Source organism: Rhodococcus sp. DT1, from assembly GCF_049844875.1.
Taxonomy (GTDB): Bacteria; Actinomycetota; Actinomycetes; order Mycobacteriales; family Mycobacteriaceae; genus Rhodococcus.
Genome location: NZ_JBNCLW010000003.1, coordinates 311,289 through 330,045, shown reverse-complemented (window position 1 = coordinate 330,045; position 18,757 = coordinate 311,289). Strand labels below are relative to the sequence as shown.

Here is an 18,757-nt window from a genome sequence, read left to right as displayed (position 1 = left end):
TATACCGGACGCCGGCGGTCGCGAGAATGTCGTGTCCCACCGCTCACGCCACCCGCACGGCCACCGGATAGACGAACCCCTCGTCGTCGATGTACACCTGGTCGCCGGTACGGAACCACCCGTCGTCCGAGAACGTGTCGGCCGTCCCTACCGGGTCGTTCCAATAGCGTCTCGCGACGCTGGGACCCCGGCACAGCAACTCACCGACACCGCTTTCGGCGCCGGGGCCGAGGAGACCCACCTCGATTCCCCCGAACGGGACACCCACACTGCGGGGATGCTGCTTGCGGTACTCGGACGGCAGCAACAACCCGATGCCGCCCGTCTCGGCCACTCCCCATCCGCGGACGCATCGCGCGGAGGGGAACGACGCACGAGGATGCCGCCACGGCACCCTGATTCCGCGCGAACCCGACGCGACCACCGTGCCGCCGAACGCCAGCGTGGGCAGCAACTGCACGCTGCATCCGACCGACGTCGACAGCGGCGCGGTGATGACCGTGCGGGCACTCTCCCCCGCCAGATTCATCGCGCGCGCAACCGCTTCGATCGTCGACAGCACGTTGGTGTTGGTCAGTTCGACCCCGTGCAGGCCTCCGCCCCATCTGCGCACGTAGTACAGCAGTGCGAGTTCGTCCGGCGACGCTCCACCGTCGAGGAATGGGATGCCGTCGGGCGGCGGGCCCTGGAGGCAGAGCACTGCACCGCTGTCGGACACGATCCACTCGAGTTCGGCTTCGCTGCATGCCGGATCGGGCAGAACGGGCACGGCACCGGCGAGTACGACGCCGAGAAACGCTCGCAGCCACTCGAAGCCGTTGCAGTAGTCCACGACCACCCGGTCTGCCGGTCCGACGCCTTGGTCGAGCAACCCGCCCGCGACCCTCGCGGCAGCCGACCACAGCTCGCGGTAGGTCAGGGTGTTCCCCGAACGATCAACCGCTGCAACATTGTTCGAGAATCTGAGCGCACTGCGGTCGAGGAGTTCCGCCAGGCACGGTTCGAGCCCTTCGTACTGGAGGATGCCTCCGGAACGGCGCGTGACACGCTCGTCCCTCAACCACCCGGCCCCAGCGGGAATCTCCACCACCGCCAATGACATGCCACCTCCCACGGCTGCGCGTGGTTGAACTATATGGCGCGCGTCACACTCGGGGGGCGTGAACGACAAAGCGGCGTGGAACGCGCACGCCGGGTCACAGTGCGGCGCTCTCGGCGGCAGTCTGCGCGCCCGCCTCGCGCCGCAGTCTCTGACTCCGCGGACGTTCGAAAGCCAGCGACGCGACGAGCCCCACCAGCAGGACTGCCGTCGGCAGCCACATGGACTGGGCCATCGCCGCCGCGAACGGTTCGTGCAAGGAGACCGGCATCTCGAGGGCATCGAGCTCGGACGCACCACCGCTGCCCAAGCCGTTCGCCGACAGTCGCGCTGCCATGAGCGATCCCAGTGCCGCGCTGCCGAGCACCGCCCCGACCTGCCGGGTGGTGTTGTACACACCCGATCCCGCACCGGCCAGGTCCCGCGAGAGGTGATTGGTGGCGGTCGCCGACAACGGCGACCAGATAGCGGCGCTCGCGACACCCATCAGCCCGATCGGCAGCAACAACTGCAGAGTGGACGTGTCGGGCGTCATGACCAGCGACAGCCATGCGAACGCGACGGCGAGGAGAGCGAACCCGACGGACGCGATCACTCTCGGATGCACTCGGTCCACGAGACGGCCCACGCCCGGTGCGAGCACCCCGCTCAGCACCGCCATCGGAATCATGAGCACTGCTGCGCCGGTCGGGCTCAGCCCCCGCACCGCCTGGGCGTAGAACATGAACGGCAGCATCACGGACGTGATCGCGAAGCCGATCGAGGCGATCCCCACGTTCGCCAGGCAGAAGTTTCGGTCGCGGAACAACACGAGCGGCACGAGTGGCTCGCCGCGGGTGACCGCCTGATACCGGACGAACACCACCAGCAACGCGATGCCGGCACCGATCAGCAACCACACCCGCACGGACCAGTCGTACGAGTTGGCTTCCTGGATGCCGAACACGAGACAGAACAAGCCCAGTCCGCTCAGAATCACGCCGGGAATGTCGAGGCGGTGGGCGTGAGTGGGCAGGACCGGCACATACCGGACGGCGAGAAGGAAACCGACGATACCGACGGGGACGTTCACGAAGAAGATCCACTCCCACCCCAGCGTGTCCACCAGAACACCGCCGGCGAGCGGACCGGCCAACGTCGCGATGCCTGCCACCGCGCCCCACAACCCCATGGCACTGCCACGGCGGTCGGGCGGAAAGATCCTGGTGATCACGGTCATCGTCTGCGGCGACATCATCGCGGCGCCGAACCCCTGGAATACGCGCGCCACGATGAGCATCTCGACCGTCGACGACATGCCGCACCACAGCGACGCTCCCGTGAACACGACGAGACCGCTCAGGTACATCCGCCGGGGGCCGAAACGATCGCCCAGGCGTCCGGTGACCAGTAGCGGGACCGCATACGCGAGCAGGTAGGCGCTGGTGACCCAGACGACGCTGTCGATGTCGGTGTCGAACGCACGCAGGATCGCCGGGTTCGCCACAGCGACGATGGTGCTGTCCACCAGGATCATGAAGAACCCGAGGCACAGCGCGGCCAACGCTGCCCATTGCCCACCGGTCCCCTCCGATGTGGCCGCACCGCTCCCCTCGGTAACACCGCTCACGAAACCCCTCCGCTCCTCGAAGGTCTACGGTATCCCGGTGGACCCGCATCTCTCGAGCATCGCCACCTTGGCATGGTGCCGTGCGCTCGGACTCGCCGACAACGCGCTCACCACGCCGGGTGCGGTACTGCGCGTGGACGCGACGACGCGCACCCTTCGCATCCTGCGGGTGGGCGAGGCCGTCGCGGTGGTCGGTCCCGAATCGGCTGTGTCGGCGATCGCGGAACTCACGCCCGACCGGATCGACGAGACCGCGGTACGCAACGCCACAGGCGGGCGCGCGGTACGCATCGAGGACCTGGGACTGTGCGCCGACTGGGTGGACGCGACGCGCGTACGCGACCCCCTCGTCTCCCACGAGGCCGAGGACCTCGCCGAGCTCTTGCGCCACTGCCCTCCGGACGACGTGACCGAAACCGATCTGCCGCTCGCGTGGCCGAGCCGATCGTTCGTTCTGCTCGACGACGATCGCCGGCCCCTCGCCGGAGCGGGCTACCGCGAACTGCATTCGCTGCTCGCCGACGTGCGTGTGATCTCCGCACCCGAGTACCGGCGGATCGGACTCGCCGCGACCGTGACGACGCTCGCGACCCACGACGCGCTCGACACGGGCCTGATCCCCATGTCCCGTGTGCGGCGGGGCAACGCCGCCGCGCGTGGACTCGCTGCGGTGTCGGGGTACACCGGATGGGGAACACAGATGACCGTGCGACTACCCGCCGACCCGTGATACGCGTCGGCCCGAGACAGAGCGAGGTGCGCCGTGGCCAAGAACCGCGAATCAGACAAGAAGACCGGCGGCACCTACGTCGAGCCGGGTTCCGGCTTCACCCGTGACACCCGGTACATCGACACCCGCATCACCGCCGACGGACGCGACAGCTTTCCCGTTGAGCCCGGCCGCTACCGGCTCGTCGCGGCGCGGGCGTGCCCGTGGGCGAACCGCGCTGTGATCGTACGGCGACTGCTGGGGCTCGAGGACGCGCTGTCGCTCGGCCTGTGCGGTCCCACACACGACGACCGCAGCTGGACCTTCGACCTCGATCCCGGCGGCGTCGACCCGGTACTCGGCATCCCGCGGCTGCAGGACGCCTACTTCGCCCGGTTCCCCGGGTACGACCGGGGAATCACCGTTCCCGCGATCGTCGACGTCCCGACCGGCGAAGTCGTCACCAACGACTATGCGCAGATGACGCTCGACTTCTCCACCGAGTGGACGCGATATCACCGCGATGGCGCACCCGAGTTGTATCCGGAGAGGTTGCGGGACGAAATCGACGAGGTGGCCGACGCCGTGTACCGCGATGTGAACAACGGCGTGTACCGGTGCGGGTTCGCGGGTTCGCAGGCGTCGTACGACCAGTCGTTCGACCGGCTGTTCGCGCGACTCGATCAGCTCGAGGAACGACTGGGCACCCGCCGTTACCTCGTGGGCGAGTCGATCACCGAGGCCGATGTGCGGCTGTTCACGACCCTCGTGCGCTTCGATCCGGTCTACCACGGCCACTTCAAGTGCAACCGGAATCCGCTCACGGCGTTTCCCGCGCTCTGGGGGTACGCCCGAGACCTGTTCCAGACGCCCGGTTTCGGCGACACCGTCGATTTCGTACAGATCAAGCAGCACTACTACCTGGTGCACACAGATATCAACCCGACCAGGATCGTTCCGCGGGGACCCGATCTGGCGAATTGGCTCAGCCCGCACGGACGCGAAGTCCTGGGCGGGCGGCCGTTCGGCGACGGCACTCCGCCACCGCCGCCGCGCGTGGCCGAGAGCGCGCCTCCCGACCACGCGCCGCGTCGTCACTCGCCGAATCCGTGACCGGGGTAGGTGCCGATGCTGAAGTACACGCCGTGCGGGTCGCGGCAGGTGAACCCGTGTGATCCGTAGTCCTCGTCACGGAGTTCGACGGTGATGGTCGCCCCCGCGTCGACGACCTTCCGGTACAGGTCGTCGGCTATGGAGTCCTCGGGAACGACGAGATACACCGAGCCGTCGTCGGGATGCTGGCTCAACTCGGTCTCACGCTTGACGGACCCGAGCATGAGTCCGCCGCCGTACGGCCACGTCAGTTCGGCGTGGTCGACGCGGTCCCCCTCCCCGTAGACGGCGCTTTCGGCGAACCCGAGGGTGTCGACGAGGAACCGGATCGCGGCCCGTGCGTCGCTGTAGGACAGGCACGGCCACACTCCGGGGGCGTGGCCGAGCGATCCGCTGCCGGTGGTTGTAGTGGTTGCTGTGGTCTCCGATGTGTTTGTCATGACCCCAGTCTTCGCGCCGGTGGCTCACTCGTCTTGGACAATTGGGAACACTTCTTCGGCCAGCCAGCGGGACGGGGGCACACCGGCGAGGTCGCGCCACTCCCGGGCCATGTGGGCTTGGTCGTAGTAGCCGCACACGGCGGCGACGTCTGCGAGGCGGTGTGGTCCCGCGGTTCGCAACAGACTTCGTGAGCGGTGAAAACGCGCGACCCTCGCCACCTCTTTGGGTGGGAGACCGAATTCTGCGACGAACCGGCCGGTGAGATGCCTACGGCTCCAGCCGATTTCGTCGGCCACTGTCCGAACGGGATGTCCGGGATCTGACACCAGCATCCGCCACGCCTGCGAAAGTGCGCTCTCTATTTCCACCTCGCCACTCGCCACGAGGCGTCTGGCGAGGACGCGATCGAGAATCGCGAATCTCTCCGGCCACGCCGGCGTACCGGCCAAACCGTCGTTCAATTCCCGATAGTCCACACCCAGCACGTCCTCGAGATCGACAGCCCACGACCCCAGTGCGGCAGCGGGAACGCCGAGGAGGGCGCGGGCGCCCGCGGGCGTGAGCGACAACTGGATTCCGTGCTGGAATCCGGTGTGCGCGATGATCACCGGCGCGGACGACAAACCACTCGCGAGTGCGTCGAAGGTGTCGGGCGGTCCGGCGTCGGGAACCAAGGCGACCGGCTCGCCAAACGTGATAATTACCGTAACTTCCGGTGACGGCATACCGCGGTGGATTCCGGGCGGAAAGCCCGCCAGCCGATATCCTTCGTACCAACGCACGAACGGTCTCAGCAGCGGCGCAGGCCGCTGCCGAGCACCCTGGGAAACCCCGACTGCGCCAGAAGAGCCGGTCACTCGACAAGCGTAACCAGCTCCCGCCGGAAAGAGGACAGAAGCCGAATGAAGGACACCACGGGACCCGTCGAGAAAATGCTCGTGCGGTTGCTCGACAACGGCAGCAAGCTGCAGGGACCCGCAGTTGCGAAGTACGTCGACCTCCTGCGTCGTGCGCATCCGGACGAATCCCCCGCGCAGATCATCACGCGTCTCGAAAAGCAGTTCCTGCTCGGCGTCACGGGCAGCGGATCCGCGGTGGGCGCGACCGCGGCCTTCCCCGGAGTGGGCACCGTCGCGGCACTCGGCGCGGTGGGCGCGGAGACGATCTTCTTTCTCGAAGCGTCGGCTCTGCTCACCCTCGCGATCGCGGCCGTACACGGCATCGAACCCCACGACCACGAACAGCGACGGGCACTCGTGCTGGCGGTCGCGCTCGGCGACACCGGCAAGGAGATCGTCGCGGCGGCCACAGGCACGTCGATGAAGAACTTGCCGAGGGCGCTCACCGGCCAACTCGACAACAAGCAGTTGAAGGTTGTGAACAACTCGCTCGTGAAGGGATTCGTTCGCAAGTACCTCGCCAAACGGAGCGCACTGGTGCTGGGCAAACTGGTCCCCGCCGGAATCGGTGCCGCGATCGGTGGCGCGGGCAACCGTGCGATCGGGAAGCGCACCATCACCAACGCCCGCGACGCCTTCGGCCCGCCGCCCGCGACGTGGAGCGAACTCCGGACGGTGCCTCCCGTGGCCTGACGGTGGACGTGCCGTCCGCGTACGTCCGGCGGCTGTCCCACACCCGGGTACCGATACGGTCCCGGCTCACCTCCGTACGAGCGAGACCGAAACCTCGCTGTACCCGCCGGCCGGATAGGTGGCGTAGACAAGGTGGGCGCCCTCGGCCGCGGTCAGCGAGGTGGTCGCGCCGAGCAGTTCCTCGACGAGCACGGTCAGTTCGAGTCGCGCGAGCGGTGCTCCGGGACACGCGTGGACGCCACGTCCGTAGAGCAGGTTCGGTTCCGGGTCACGGTCGAATGAGAATTCGTCGGGTTCGCCGAAGATCTCCTCGTCACGGTCGGCGGACGCCCACAGCACCAGGACGCGTTCGCCCGCCGGGATGGCGCGATCGGCGACAACGACATCGCGCGTCGTGCGACGCCGATTGGCGATGAGCGGCGGCCGGATTCGCAGGATCTCGTCGCACGCGGCGCGGATTCGGTCCGGCTCGGCTCTCAGCACACTCTGCACGTCGGGGCGGGATGCCAGGAATGACGCGACGATGCCGACACCCGCGCTGATGGTGCTCAGTTCCCCGACCGTCCAGTTGCGGATCATGGAGACGAGTTCGTCGTCGGAGAGCGGCCTTCCGTCGACCCGCTCTGCGAGCAGTTCGGAGGTCACGTCGTGCGTGGGGTTCTCACGCCGCTCGTCGAGTTGTTCGCGGATGTGGGTGTCGAACTCGCCGGCGACGGCGGCCATCGCCTCACGGTCGAGTGCGAGCGTGGCCTCGCGATTCCTGCGGGCCCACTCGCGGAGCGGTTCGTTCAACCGTTCGGGCCAGCCCATGAATCGGCACTGCATGTGGTTCGCGAACGGCTCGGCCAGAGCCGACATGATTTCCACTTCCCCGTCGCCGAGCGCGTCCAGCAGTCCGCGCGTCACCTCGCGGCAGTCGGGTTCGAAGGCGCGCATCCGTTCCGGAGTGAAGTACCGGTCGTTGATGTCGCGGAACAGGGTGTGCTCGGGCGGGTCCATGCCGTTGGGGACGGACCGTCGAGGGGAGACCCGATTGCTGAAGGCCGCGGGGTCGTCGAGGATGCGCACCACGTCGGCGTGGCGGAACACCGCCCAATTGCCATACGCGCTGTGGGCCACGGGGCACCGGTGCCGCATGTCGTCGTAGGCGGCGATCTGGTTGTCCTGAACGGCAGACGAGCGGGGGTCCCAGTCCACGGGCATTTCGTCGGACATGTGCCCTCCTCGTCGGAGCGGTACGGGCGTGTCCAGTGTGCCGCCCCTGAACCGCTCCCCGGGTGCGTTTGCGTCCACCCTCGTGAACTCGTCGTGTGCCCATTCCCGCCATGCGGACATCGTGAGTCGTCGCGGTCCTGCACGTAAGCTCACGAAGGCTCGTGGCACGGTGCCGCGTGGCCGAGTGCAAGGGGGTTCTCACCGGTGACAACACCGTCAGCGCACACGCCGTACGGCGGTGCAGGATTCGGTGGGCAGCCGTCTGTGCCGCCCGCGGGGATCGTCGTCCAAGGACTGACCAAGGCGTTCGGCACTCACACCGCGGTGGCGGACCTGAGTTTCACGGTTCCTCCCGGTTCCGTCACCGGTTTTCTCGGACCCAACGGTTCCGGTAAGACGACCACGCTGGGCATGGTGCTCGGCCTCATCCGCCCGACCTCCGGAGCCGCTTTCGTCGACGGTGTCCCGTTCGCAGACCTCGAGCACCCCGCACAGATCGTGGGCGCGGTACTCGACGCGCGCAGCGCACACCCGAAACACACGGCTCTGACACACCTGCGCGTGTACTGCGCGGCAATCGGGGTTCCCGACACCCGCGCGACCCAGATGCTCGACCTGGTCGGCCTGGCGCCCGCTGCGAAGCGCCGTATCGGTGAGTTCTCGCTCGGCATGCGGCAGCGCCTCGCGCTCGCGACCGCGCTGCTGGGGCAGCCGCGGTACCTGGTCCTCGACGAACCGGCCAACGGTCTCGATCCCGAGGGCATGGCCTGGCTACGCGATTTCCTCGTCTCCTACGCCCGCAACGGCGGGACCGTGCTGATCTCGAGCCACATCCTGCGCGAGGTCGAACAGATGGCGGACCACCTCGTCATCATCAGCAACGGAGCACTGGTGGCCGCGAGCAGCATGGAGGAACTCCGCGCGACGTACCGGCCACGTGTCCTGGTGGCGGCATCGGACCCTGCCCGGCTCGCCACCGCCCTCGCCGCGGCCGGGCACACCGACGCGCAGGTCCAGCCCGACGGGCGTCTGGCGGTCGTGGGCCTCTCGGTCGACCGGATCACCACGCTCGCCGCCGAATCACAGGTCACCCTCTTCGGCACGACCGTCGAAAGTGTCGACCTCGAGCAGGTGTACCTGTCGATGACCGCCGGTCGCTACACGGCTACGCACCCCGGACCCGGCGGCCCGTGGAACGGCCCCGGCTGGGGACAGCCGCCGCACCCGGCCCAGCAGTACCCGGGCTACCAGCAGTATCCGGGACCCGCGCAGATCACTCCCCCGCCGCAATACGCGAATCCCCAGCACCCCGGGCCCCACCAGCAGTACGCGCCGCAGCCGTACCCCCCGCAGCCGTACCCCCCGCAGCCGTATCCCGCCCAGCCGAACCCGCCACAGCAGTACTACGGCCCACCGCAGCAACAGCCGACCGGATCAGAAGGACCCTCCGCATGACCGCGCTCCTGACCGCCGAGTTCCGCAAGGTACTGAGCCTGCGCTACTGGTGGATTCTCGGCATCGCTCCGCTCCTCGTCGGACTGTTCTGCGGGGCGCTGACGCTGCCGGTGATGCGTCAACTCGAAGACGTGGTCGGTGAGGACTTCGCGGAGGCCGCCGCAGCGGCAGTGGGCATCTCACTGGCCCTGGCACTGGTGTTCCTCTTCGCGGCATTGTTCGGGGTGGTCAACACCGGCAGCGAATTCCAGCACCGCACGGTGATCACGACGTTCCTCACCACGCGGGGCCGCGACCGGGTTCTCGCAACAAAGCTGGCGGTCGTCGCGATCTTCGGTCTGGCGTACTGCCTCGTCGCCGAAGCAATCTCCGCCTTGACCATCTTGTTGTTCGGCGGCGGGTTCAGCGGTGCCGATTTCGGAACGGTCGGCGCGGTCCTCGGCACCGGTCTGCTCTGCGCCGTGTTGTGGGCGCTGATCGGCGCGGGAGTCGGACTGCTCACCGGCTCGATGACGGGTTCCGTTCTCGCGATCTGCGCGTGGATCCCGTTCGGTGAACTGATCGTCTCGCTGGTCCTGCACGGGATCGGGCTGGGCGCGATCGCGCAGTACCTGCCCGGACAGGTCACCTGGTACACGCTGTTCTCGGTGGTCGAAATGCCGGACGACGTCGAGATGGCGGTGCGGTGGCCGCTCGCACCCCTCGTCCTGATTCTCTGGACGGTGCTGTTCTGTGGCCTCGGCTGGTGGCGGACCCGCAATCGCGACTTCGTCTGACCCCGCGCGCTCACCGGTGTCGCCGGGCGGCGATAGTGTCGATCGGATGGCACACCTCACCGCACCGGAGTCGCCTCCGACCGGCTGGATACGCCGGCTCGGAGGCGAAGCCCTGCGCCACCGCACTCAGGCGCTGGGGGCTCTCGCGGTCACGATCGTCGCTGCACTGATCGATATCGCGTTCCCGCTGCTGACGAAGGTCGCCCTCGACAGTGCGACCGGACAGGGCGACGTCGCCCCGGACGACACGCGACTGATCGGGCTGGCCGCGGGTGCGATCGCTGCCGGTGCGGTCGTCCGGTTCGGATGCCAGTACGGCCGGCGCATGCTCGCCGGACGCTTGTCTCTGAACGTCCAGCACGACCTTCGGCTACGGCTGCTCGGATCGCTGCAACGGCTCGACGGTCACGGACAGGACCGGATCCGGACCGGCCAGGTGGTGTCCCGGTCGATCACGGACCTGCAACTCGTCCAGGGATTGCTCGCACTCGTACCGATGTCCGCGGGTGCGCTGTTGCAGTTCGTTCTCTCCGTCGTGATCATGCTCGCGCTGTCCCCGCTGCTCACACTCGTCGCGGTGGTGGCGGTGCCGATCATCGTGACGGTGGTCCGCGTCGTCCGTCCCACACTGTTCGCGGCCACGTGGTCGGCGCAGCAGCGCGCGGCGGATCTCGCACAGCACGTCGAGGAAACGGTCACCGGCGTGCGGGTGGTCAAAGGTTTCGGACAGGAAAGCCGGGCGGTCGATCAACTCGAGGATCACGGGCGCCGGCTCTACGCCGAACGATTGCGCGCGGCCCGGGTGAACTCCCGGTTCGCCGCACCGATGGGCGCCATCCCCCAGCTGGGACTGGTAGCCACCATTGCGATCGGCGGCTGGCTCGCCCTCGAAGGCACGATCACCGTCGGTACGTTCGTCGCGTTCACTGCCTATGTCGCAACGACCACCGCGACGACCCGGACCCTCGCCCAGGTCGTGATCATGGCGCAACTCTCCCGCGCGGCCGTCGAGCGTGTGTACGAAGTGATCGACACCGAGCCCGATGTCGCCGATCCCCCGCATCCTGCGACCCTCCCCGAGGGTCCGCTCGGACTGGCGTTCCGCAACGTCACCTTCGGTTTCGAACCCGGCCGCGATGTCCTGCGCGGTGTCGACCTCGAACTGTCCCCCGGCGAGACCGTCGCGGTCGTCGGCCCCGCCGGTTCCGGCAAAACCGCCATGTCGCTGCTCGTCCCGCGGTTCTACGCGCCTCACGCCGGATCGGTGTGCGTGACCTCGAACGGCGAGGACGTCGACGTCGCATCGCTGCGCGCCGCCGACGTGCGTTCGGCGGTGAGCCTGGTCTTCGACGAACCGTTCCTGTTCTCCGACACCGTCGCCTCCAACATCGCGCTCGGTCGTCCCGATGCGACCGACGAGGAGATCCGCGCCGCCGCCACGGCGGCACGGGCGGACGAGTTCATCGAGGCGCTGCCCGACGGGTACGACACCGTCGTCGGCGAACGGGGCCTGACGCTGTCGGGCGGACAGCGACAGCGCGTCGCACTCGCCCGGGCTCTGCTCGTCGACCCGCGTGTCCTGATTCTCGACGATGCGACGTCCGCGGTGGACGCGGAAACCGAAGCCGCGATCTACGCCGCGCTCCGGGCACAGCCCCAGCGCACCACCCTGGTGCTCGCCCACCGCCGCTCCACGCTGGCTCTCGCCGACCGCGTCGCGGTGCTCGACGGTGGCCGGATCGTCGGCGTGGGCACCGCCGACGAACTCGACGCACGCAGTCCCGTGTTCCGGCGGCTTCTGTCGAGCAGTGAGGTTCTCGACGAGGACCTGCCCGGCGAGCCGGAGCCCCTCGACGCCCATGTCCTCTGGCCCACGGAATTCGAGCCCGAGGCCACCACACCGGCGGCCACCGGGGCACCGCCCGCTCCACGCGGCCCCGGAGGCGGTGGACCGGGCAGCGGCGCACTCGGCGCCGTCGCTCCGACACCGGAGTTGCGCGCAGCCGTGGCCGCACTGCCACCGGCTACCGAGACCCCGGGTGACGCCCCGGCATTGCGTTCGGATGCGCTGCGCCGACCGGATCCCGAGTTCCGCTTGTGGACCACCCTGCGGCCGGTGCGGCTGTTGCTCGCCGCCGTGGCAGTGTGCCTGGCGGTCGAGTCGCTCATCGGAATCGCGTTTCCGACGATCGTGCGATTCGCCGTCGACCGCGGCGTGACGCCCGGCAACCCGCAGGCGCTGTGGGAAGCGGCGTTCGCGGGCACAGTCCTCGCGCTGCTCGGCTGGGCGGCGGTGGCGATCCTGACGATCCTGACCGCCCGGGCCGGCGAGCGGGTCCTGTTCGGACTGCGCGTCCGCAGTTATGCGCATCTGCAGAGACTGGGACTCGACTACTACGAACGGGAACTGTCGGGCCGGATCATGACGCGCATGACGACGGACGTGGATGCGCTGTCCCAGTTCATCCAGACAGGTCTGTCGACCGCGGTGGTCAGCGTGCTGACGCTGACGGGCATCTCCGTCGCGCTGATCGTGACCGACGGGTCGCTGGCCCTCGTCGTTCTGGCGGCGATCCCCGTCCTCATCGCGGTGACGTTCTGGTTCAGGGCTGTCTCACGCGATGCATATGCGCAGTCCCGCGAACGTATATCGCAGGTCAACGCGATGTTCCAGGAGAACGTGACGGGTCTGCGGGCCGCGCAGGCCTATCGCCGTGAGGAGAACGCGGCCCGGCTGTTCGCCGAGCGTGCCGACTCGTACCGTCGCAGCCGCATGCGGTCGCAGCGAGCGATCTCGCTGTACTTCCCCTTCATCTCGCTGCTTTCGGACCTCGCGCTGGCGGCTGTCGTGTTCGTCGGCGCGCGCGAGGTCGCGTCGGGTGCTGCCACTCCCGGTGTGCTCATCGCCTTCGTGCTCTATCTGAACCTGCTCTTCGCTCCCATCCAGCAGTTGTCGCAGGTGTTCGACGGTTACCAGCAGGCCCGCGTCGGGCTCCGCCGCATCGGCGACCTTCTGCGCACCGAGAGTTCCCTCGAAACCGGGCCGACCGGGGACGTTCCCATTTCCGGTCACCTGCACGGCGACGTGAGCCTTCGCGGCGTCGGGTTCCGGTACAGCGGCGCCGACAGCGATGCGCTCACCGACGTGGATCTCGACATTCCCGCGGGCGCGACCGTGGCGCTGGTCGGCCGCACCGGCGCCGGAAAGTCGACGGTCGTCAAACTGCTGGCGCGGTTCTACGACCCCACCTCCGGTGCGGTGCGCGTCGACGGGACCGATGTGAGGCGTTACCGCCTGCCGGACTACCGCGCAAGGCTCGGCGTGGTGCCGCAGGAGGCGCACCTGTTCACCGGGTCCATCGCGAGCAACATCGCCTACGGCCGGCCCGAGTCGAGTCGCGAGCGCATCGAGAGTGCGGCCGGGGCCGTCGGTGCTCTGGACATGATCGCCGGGCTGAGCGGCGGTATGCACCATCCCGTCGGTGAGCGCGGGCAAGGACTGTCCGCGGGGCAGCGCCAGCTCATCGCGCTCGCCCGCGCGGAACTGGTCGACCCCGACCTGTTGCTGCTCGACGAGGCGACCGCGACCCTCGATCCCGCCACGGAACGCGCGGTGCTCGAGGCAGGGGCGACCGTCACGAGTTCGCGCACCGCGGTCGTCGTCGCGCATCGCCTCGCAACGGCAGCGCGCGCCGATCTCGTCGTGGTGGTCGACGGCGGACGGATCGTCGAAGCCGGACCCCACGAGACGTTGCGTCGTGCGGGCGGTCTGTACACCACGTTGTGGCAACTCGCCAGCGGAGCGCTCGTGCCGGAGACGGTGGGCGACGGCGTCGTACACCCGTCTTCGTCACAGATCACACGTGAGTCCTCGCATTTGTAACGGGGTCCGTTCTGCGGCGATGCACGATTGAGGGAATAATCGGCGGTCGAGAACCGTCGTCGATGGTGACCCCGTCGACTCAGATTGTGAGGTGGCTCTCGGGCATGGATGATCAGTTCGGATCGTCACACACCCACCAGCTAGCCTCATATGCATAGGCGCTCCGATCGGGTACCGAAGAAAGAAACGAGGCGAACAACTGCCGTGAGCAGCAGCTCTACATCACAGTTCGGACAGAACCAGTGGTTGGTTGACGAGATGTACCAGCGGTTTCAGGACGATCCGTCGTCCGTGGACGAGAGCTGGCACGAGTTTCTCACCGACTATTCTCCCGAGGCACACGTGGCCGGAGGCTCCAACGGCGCCGAGGTGAAGACCCCCGAGAAGTCCACTCAGCCCTCCGCCACCAAGACTGCCCCGGCTGCTGCACCCGCAGCACCGAAGGCGTCCGCCTCGTCTACCAAGGCTCCCGCGAAGTCCTCCGACAACGCCGGTAACTCTGCTGCGAAGCCGGCTGCCGCGCCGGCGAAGGCCGCACCGGCCAAGCCTGCGACCGCGTCCAAGCCTGCGACCGCGTCCAAGCCTGCTCCGAAGCCGGCGAGCACCTCTTCCGACAAGAAGTCCGAGGAGACCAAGGTTCTCCGGGGCGCGGCTGCTGCCGTCGCGAAGAACATGAACGCCTCGCTGTCGATCCCGACGGCCACCAGCGTTCGCGCGGTCCCCGCGAAGTTGATGTTCGACAACCGCATCGTCATCAACAACCACCTCGCCCGCACCCGGGGCGGCAAGGTCTCGTTCACTCATCTTCTCGGCTACGCGATCGTCCAGGCGGTCAAGGCGTACCCGAACATGAACAACCACTACGCCGAGATCGACGGGAAGCCCAACCTCGTCACCCCCGCGCACACCAACCTCGGTCTCGCGATCGACCTGCCGGGCAAGAACGGCTCCCGTTCGCTCGTCGTCGCCGCAATCCGCAACTGCGAGACGATGAACTTCGCGCAGTTCTACTCGGCGTACGAGGACATCGTCCGCCGCGCGCGCGACGGCAAGCTCACCGGCGAAGACTTCTCCGGCGTCACCATCTCGCTGACCAACCCGGGCGGCATCGGCACCGTGCATTCGGTGCCGCGCCTGATGGGCGGCCAGGGAGCGATCATCGGTGCCGGTGCGATGGAGTACCCCGCCGAGTTCCAGGGCGCATCCGATGCCCGTATCGCCGAGATGGGCATCGGCAAGCTGCTGACGCTGACCTCGACCTACGACCACCGGGTCATCCAGGGCGCCGAGTCGGGTGAGTTCCTCAAGACCATCCACCAGCTGCTGATCTCCGACGAGTTCTACGACGAGATCTTCCACACGCTGCACATTCCTTACGAGCCGGTCCGCTGGCGCAAGGATGTGCCCGAGGGCCTGGTCGACAAGAGCACCCGCGTGCTCGAGCTCATCGCCGCCTACCGCAGCCGCGGCCACCTCATGGCCGACACCGATCCGCTGCAGTTCGTCCGCGACAAGTTCCGGTCGCATCCGGATCTCGACGTGATCACCCACGATCTGACGCTGTGGGATCTCGATCGCGAGTTCAATGTCGGCGGCTTCCACGGCAAGCAGAAGATGAAGCTGCGCGACGTCCTGTCGGTGCTGCGCGACGCGTACTGCCGCCACGTCGGTATCGAGTACACGCACATCCTCGAGCCCGAGCAGCAGCAGTGGATCCAGGAACGCGTCGAGGCGCACCACGTCAAGCCGACGGTCGCCCAGCAGAAGTACATCCTCAGCCGCCTCAACGCCGCCGAGGCGTTCGAGACGTTCCTGCAGACCAAGTACGTCGGCCAGAAGCGTTTCTCGCTCGAGGGGTCCGAGTCGGTCATCCCGATGATGGACGCCATCATCGATCAGGCCGCCGAGCACCAGCTCGACGAAGTCGCCATCGCGATGCCGCACCGTGGACGCCTCAACGTGCTCGCCAACATCGTGGGCAAGCCGTACTCCCAGATCTTCACGGAGTTCGAGGGCAACCTGAACCCGGCCGCCGCACACGGCTCCGGCGACGTGAAGTACCACCTGGGCGCCGAGGGCACCTACATCCAGATGTTCGGCGAGAACGACATCAAGGTGTCGCTCACCGCCAACCCGTCGCACCTCGAAGCCGTCAACCCGGTGCTCGAGGGCCTGGTTCGCGCCAAGCAGGACATCCTCGACAAGGGCGAGAGCGGCTTCACCGTTCTGCCGCTGCTGCTGCACGGCGACGCCGCGTTCGCAGGTCAGGGTGTCGTGGCGGAGACGCTCAACCTCGCATTGCTGCGCGGCTACCGCACCGGCGGCACCGTGCACATCGTGGTCAACAACCAGGTCGGCTTCACCACCGCCCCGGAGCACTCGCGTTCGTCGGAGTACTGCACCGATGTGGCGAAGATGATCGGTGCGCCGATCTTCCACGTCAACGGTGACGACCCCGAGGCGTGTGTGTGGGTTGCGCAGCTCGCCGTGGACTTCCGCGAGAAGTTCCACAAGGACGTCGTGATCGACATGATCTGCTACCGCCGCCGCGGCCACAACGAGGGCGACGATCCCTCGATGACGCAGCCGGCGATGTACGACGTCATCGACACCAAGCGCAGCGTCCGCAAGAGCTACACCGAGGCCCTGATCGGCCGCGGGGACATCTCGCTCAAGGAAGCCGAAGACGCCCTGCGCGACTACCAGGGTCAGCTCGAGCGTGTCTTCAACGAGGTGCGCGAGCTGGAGAAGTACCAGCCGGAACCGTCCGAATCGGTCGAGCTCGACCAGACTCCGCCCGCGCGTCTGAAGACTGCTGTCGACAAGGACGTGCTCGAGCGGATCGGCGACGCGTTCGCCGATGTGCCCGACGGCTTCAGCGTGCACCCGCGCGTCAAGCCCGTGATCGAGAAGCGCCGCACGATGTCGCGCGAGGGTCACATCGACTGGGCCTACGCCGAGCTCCTCGCATTCGGTTCGCTCGTCGAGCAGGGCGCACTCGTGCGCCTGGCCGGCCAGGACTCGCGTCGCGGCACCTTCACGCAGCGTCACTCGGTGCTGATCGACCGCAAGACGGGCGAGGATTACAGCCCGCTCGCGGCAGTCGCCGCCGAGGCCGGTAACGGCGGACGCTTCATGGTGTACGACTCGGCTCTGACCGAGTTCGCAGGCCTGGGCTTCGAGTACGGCTACTCGGTGGGCAACCCCGATGCACTCGTGCTGTGGGAGGCGCAGTTCGGCGACTTCGTCAACGGCGCGCAGTCGATCATCGACGAGTTCATCTCGTCGGGTGAGGCCAAGTGGGGCCAGCTTTCGGACGTCGTGCTGCTGCTGCCGCACGGCCACGAGGGTCAGGGCCCCGACCACACCTCGGGCCGTATCGAGCGTTGGCTCCAGCTGTGCGCCGAGGGCTCGATGACCGTGGCGATGCCGTCGACCCCGGCGAGCTACTTCCACTTGCTGCGCCGTCACCACCTGGACGGCATCCGCCGCCCGCTCGTGGTGTTCACGCCGAAGTCGATGCTGCGCAACAAGGCTGCGGTCAGCAACATCGAGGACTTCACCGAGGGCAAGTTCCGTTCCATCCTCGAAGAGGTCCCGTTCGAGGACGGATCTGCCGACCGCTCGAAGGTCGAACGTGTCCTGCTGACCTCCGGCAAGATCTACTGGGAACTGCTCGCGAAGAAGCAGAAGGAAGGCCGCGACGACATCGCGATCGTCCGTGTCGAGCAGCTGTACCCGGTGCCGCGTCGCCGTATCGCGGAGACGCTCGAGCAGTACCCGAACGCGTCCGAGTTCTTCTGGGTCCAGGAAGAGCCGGCGAACCAGGGTGCATGGCCGTTCTTCGGTCTGGCGCTGCCCGAGATGCTCCCGGAGAAGCTGGCCGGGATCAAGCGGATCTCGCGTCGCGCGATGTCCGCGCCGTCCTCGGGATCGAGCAAGGTCCACGCTGTCGAACAGCAGGAGATCCTCGAGAAGGCCTTCACGCGGTAAGAAGCCCCGTTGCGGTCCCTCACGGGGGCCTGACGGTTCTCATGCGAGCCGGGTCGGTTCGTCCTACGGGACGACCGGCCCGGCTCGCGAGGTTTCGACGGCGATCGGCTCCGACGGCAGCCCGCCGATCGAGTCCGGCTGAGCCGACGCCACCACCGCAGGAAGCGCGGCGACCGCCAGATCGACGAACTGCTCGCGGGTGAGTGCGGAGTCGTGGTTCGGCGCGGTGTCCGGGTCGTGCGCCGGAGACGGCGAGATGCCCTGCTCCTGCAGCCACGCGATCGTGATGTCCTCGACGAACGCCACCCAGCCGCGGACCGCGAGGCGGACCATTGCGTCGACATCGATACCGATGCTCGGCAGGTGCGTGACCGTGCGCTCGACCATGGCGCGCCGAGTCTCCTCGAAGACCGCCCGCATGTCGGGGTCGCCGCTGACCGAACCCCGGAGCATCGAGACGTAGGTGGCGGGGCGTTCGGTGACGTAGTCGACGTACGCGACGACGGTGCCGCGCAGCATCTCCATCGGATCCAGGCTCTCGTCGGGAGCGGTCCGTTCGAGCATGTCGCGGCTGATGTGCTGCACGACCGCCACCTGGAAATCGTGCTTGGACCCGAAGTAGTGGAACAGCAGTCCGCGCGACACCCCGGCGCGGTCGGCGATGTCCTCGACCGAGATCTGGTCGAGGGAGCGACTGGCGAGTAGCTCCACGCCGAGCTCGATCAGTTGAGCACGGCGTTGCTGTGGACTCAGGCGGGTTCGCCGCCCTCGTTTCACGGAACTGTTGCCTTTCACCGTTCCATGCAAGCATTCTTATTGAATAATGGTCAACAACCTATTGACCACGTCACGCCGACCCCTTAATCTCAGAT

13 protein-coding genes are annotated in these 18,757 nt (G+C 67.6%); 7 read left to right on the top strand and 6 right to left on the bottom strand.

Going from position 1 to position 18,757, the window contains the following annotated elements:
- Window positions 1-43 precede the first annotated feature (43 nt).
- Together ACLQ3J_RS09285 and ACLQ3J_RS09280 are read right to left on the bottom strand one after the other, a co-directional pair.
- Window positions 44-1,102, bottom strand: a complete 1,059-nt coding sequence (locus ACLQ3J_RS09285) for a class I adenylate-forming enzyme family protein (protein ID WP_425902920.1) — start codon at window positions 1,100-1,102, stop codon at window positions 44-46.
- Between the two features lie 94 nt (window positions 1,103-1,196).
- Window positions 1,197-2,708, bottom strand: coding sequence for an MFS transporter (locus ACLQ3J_RS09280; RefSeq protein ID WP_425902919.1), 1,512 nt, complete (start codon window positions 2,706-2,708; stop codon window positions 1,197-1,199).
- Window positions 2,709-2,745: 37 nt separating this feature from the next.
- Here ACLQ3J_RS09280 and ACLQ3J_RS09275 point away from each other — a divergent pair, with 37 nt between their 5' ends.
- Window positions 2,746-3,438, top strand: coding sequence for a GNAT family N-acetyltransferase (locus tag ACLQ3J_RS09275; RefSeq protein WP_425902917.1), 693 nt, complete (start codon window positions 2,746-2,748; stop codon window positions 3,436-3,438).
- 33 nt (window positions 3,439-3,471) lie between these two features.
- Window positions 3,472-4,530, top strand: a complete 1,059-nt coding sequence (locus tag ACLQ3J_RS09270) for a glutathione S-transferase family protein (protein ID WP_425902915.1) — start codon at window positions 3,472-3,474, stop codon at window positions 4,528-4,530.
- On the opposite strand, the gene ACLQ3J_RS09265 is transcribed toward ACLQ3J_RS09270, so the two are convergent.
- Both ACLQ3J_RS09265 and ACLQ3J_RS09260 read right to left on the bottom strand, forming a co-directional pair.
- On the bottom strand, window positions 4,512-4,970 hold the full coding sequence (locus tag ACLQ3J_RS09265) for a VOC family protein (RefSeq protein WP_425902914.1): 459 nt from the start codon (window positions 4,968-4,970) through the stop codon (window positions 4,512-4,514). The two genes, ACLQ3J_RS09270 and ACLQ3J_RS09265, sit on opposite strands and share 19 nt — an antisense overlap.
- 24 nt (window positions 4,971-4,994) lie before the next feature.
- Window positions 4,995-5,828: a helix-turn-helix domain-containing protein gene (locus ACLQ3J_RS09260; RefSeq protein WP_425902912.1), complete on the bottom strand. Its 834-nt coding sequence runs from the start codon at window positions 5,826-5,828 to the stop codon at window positions 4,995-4,997.
- Between the two features lie 45 nt (window positions 5,829-5,873).
- On the opposite strand from ACLQ3J_RS09260, the gene ACLQ3J_RS09255 reads away from it, so the two are divergent.
- Window positions 5,874-6,563 (top strand): hypothetical protein, encoded by a 690-nt coding sequence (locus ACLQ3J_RS09255; RefSeq protein ID WP_378527348.1) that lies wholly within the window; start codon window positions 5,874-5,876, stop codon window positions 6,561-6,563.
- A 66-nt stretch (window positions 6,564-6,629) separates the two neighbouring features.
- Here the strand turns inward: ACLQ3J_RS09255 and ACLQ3J_RS09250 are convergent, their stop codons facing one another.
- On the bottom strand, window positions 6,630-7,778 hold the full coding sequence (locus ACLQ3J_RS09250; protein ID WP_425902910.1) for a cytochrome P450: 1,149 nt from the start codon (window positions 7,776-7,778) through the stop codon (window positions 6,630-6,632).
- Between the two features lie 264 nt (window positions 7,779-8,042).
- Between ACLQ3J_RS09250 and ACLQ3J_RS09245 the strand changes: the two genes are divergently transcribed.
- From ACLQ3J_RS09245 to ACLQ3J_RS09230, 4 genes are all read left to right on the top strand, one after another.
- Window positions 8,043-9,233, top strand: coding sequence for an ABC transporter ATP-binding protein (locus ACLQ3J_RS09245; protein WP_425903166.1), 1,191 nt, complete (start codon window positions 8,043-8,045; stop codon window positions 9,231-9,233).
- Window positions 9,230-10,009: an ABC transporter permease gene (locus ACLQ3J_RS09240; RefSeq protein ID WP_378527345.1), complete on the top strand. Its 780-nt coding sequence runs from the start codon at window positions 9,230-9,232 to the stop codon at window positions 10,007-10,009. Before ACLQ3J_RS09245 ends, ACLQ3J_RS09240 begins: the two co-directional genes overlap by 4 nt.
- Before the next feature lie 46 nt (window positions 10,010-10,055).
- Window positions 10,056-13,892, top strand: a complete 3,837-nt coding sequence (locus ACLQ3J_RS09235) for an ABC transporter ATP-binding protein (RefSeq protein WP_425902908.1) — start codon at window positions 10,056-10,058, stop codon at window positions 13,890-13,892.
- Between the two features lie 204 nt (window positions 13,893-14,096).
- Window positions 14,097-17,885, top strand: coding sequence for a multifunctional oxoglutarate decarboxylase/oxoglutarate dehydrogenase thiamine pyrophosphate-binding subunit/dihydrolipoyllysine-residue succinyltransferase subunit (locus ACLQ3J_RS09230; RefSeq protein WP_296550993.1), 3,789 nt, complete (start codon window positions 14,097-14,099; stop codon window positions 17,883-17,885).
- Window positions 17,886-17,948: 63 nt separating this feature from the next.
- Here ACLQ3J_RS09230 and ACLQ3J_RS09225 read toward each other — a convergent pair whose 3' ends face one another.
- Entirely contained in the window at window positions 17,949-18,680 is a 732-nt protein-coding gene (locus tag ACLQ3J_RS09225; RefSeq protein WP_378527342.1) for a TetR/AcrR family transcriptional regulator, read from the bottom strand.
- Between the last annotated feature and the right edge of the window lie 77 nt (window positions 18,681-18,757).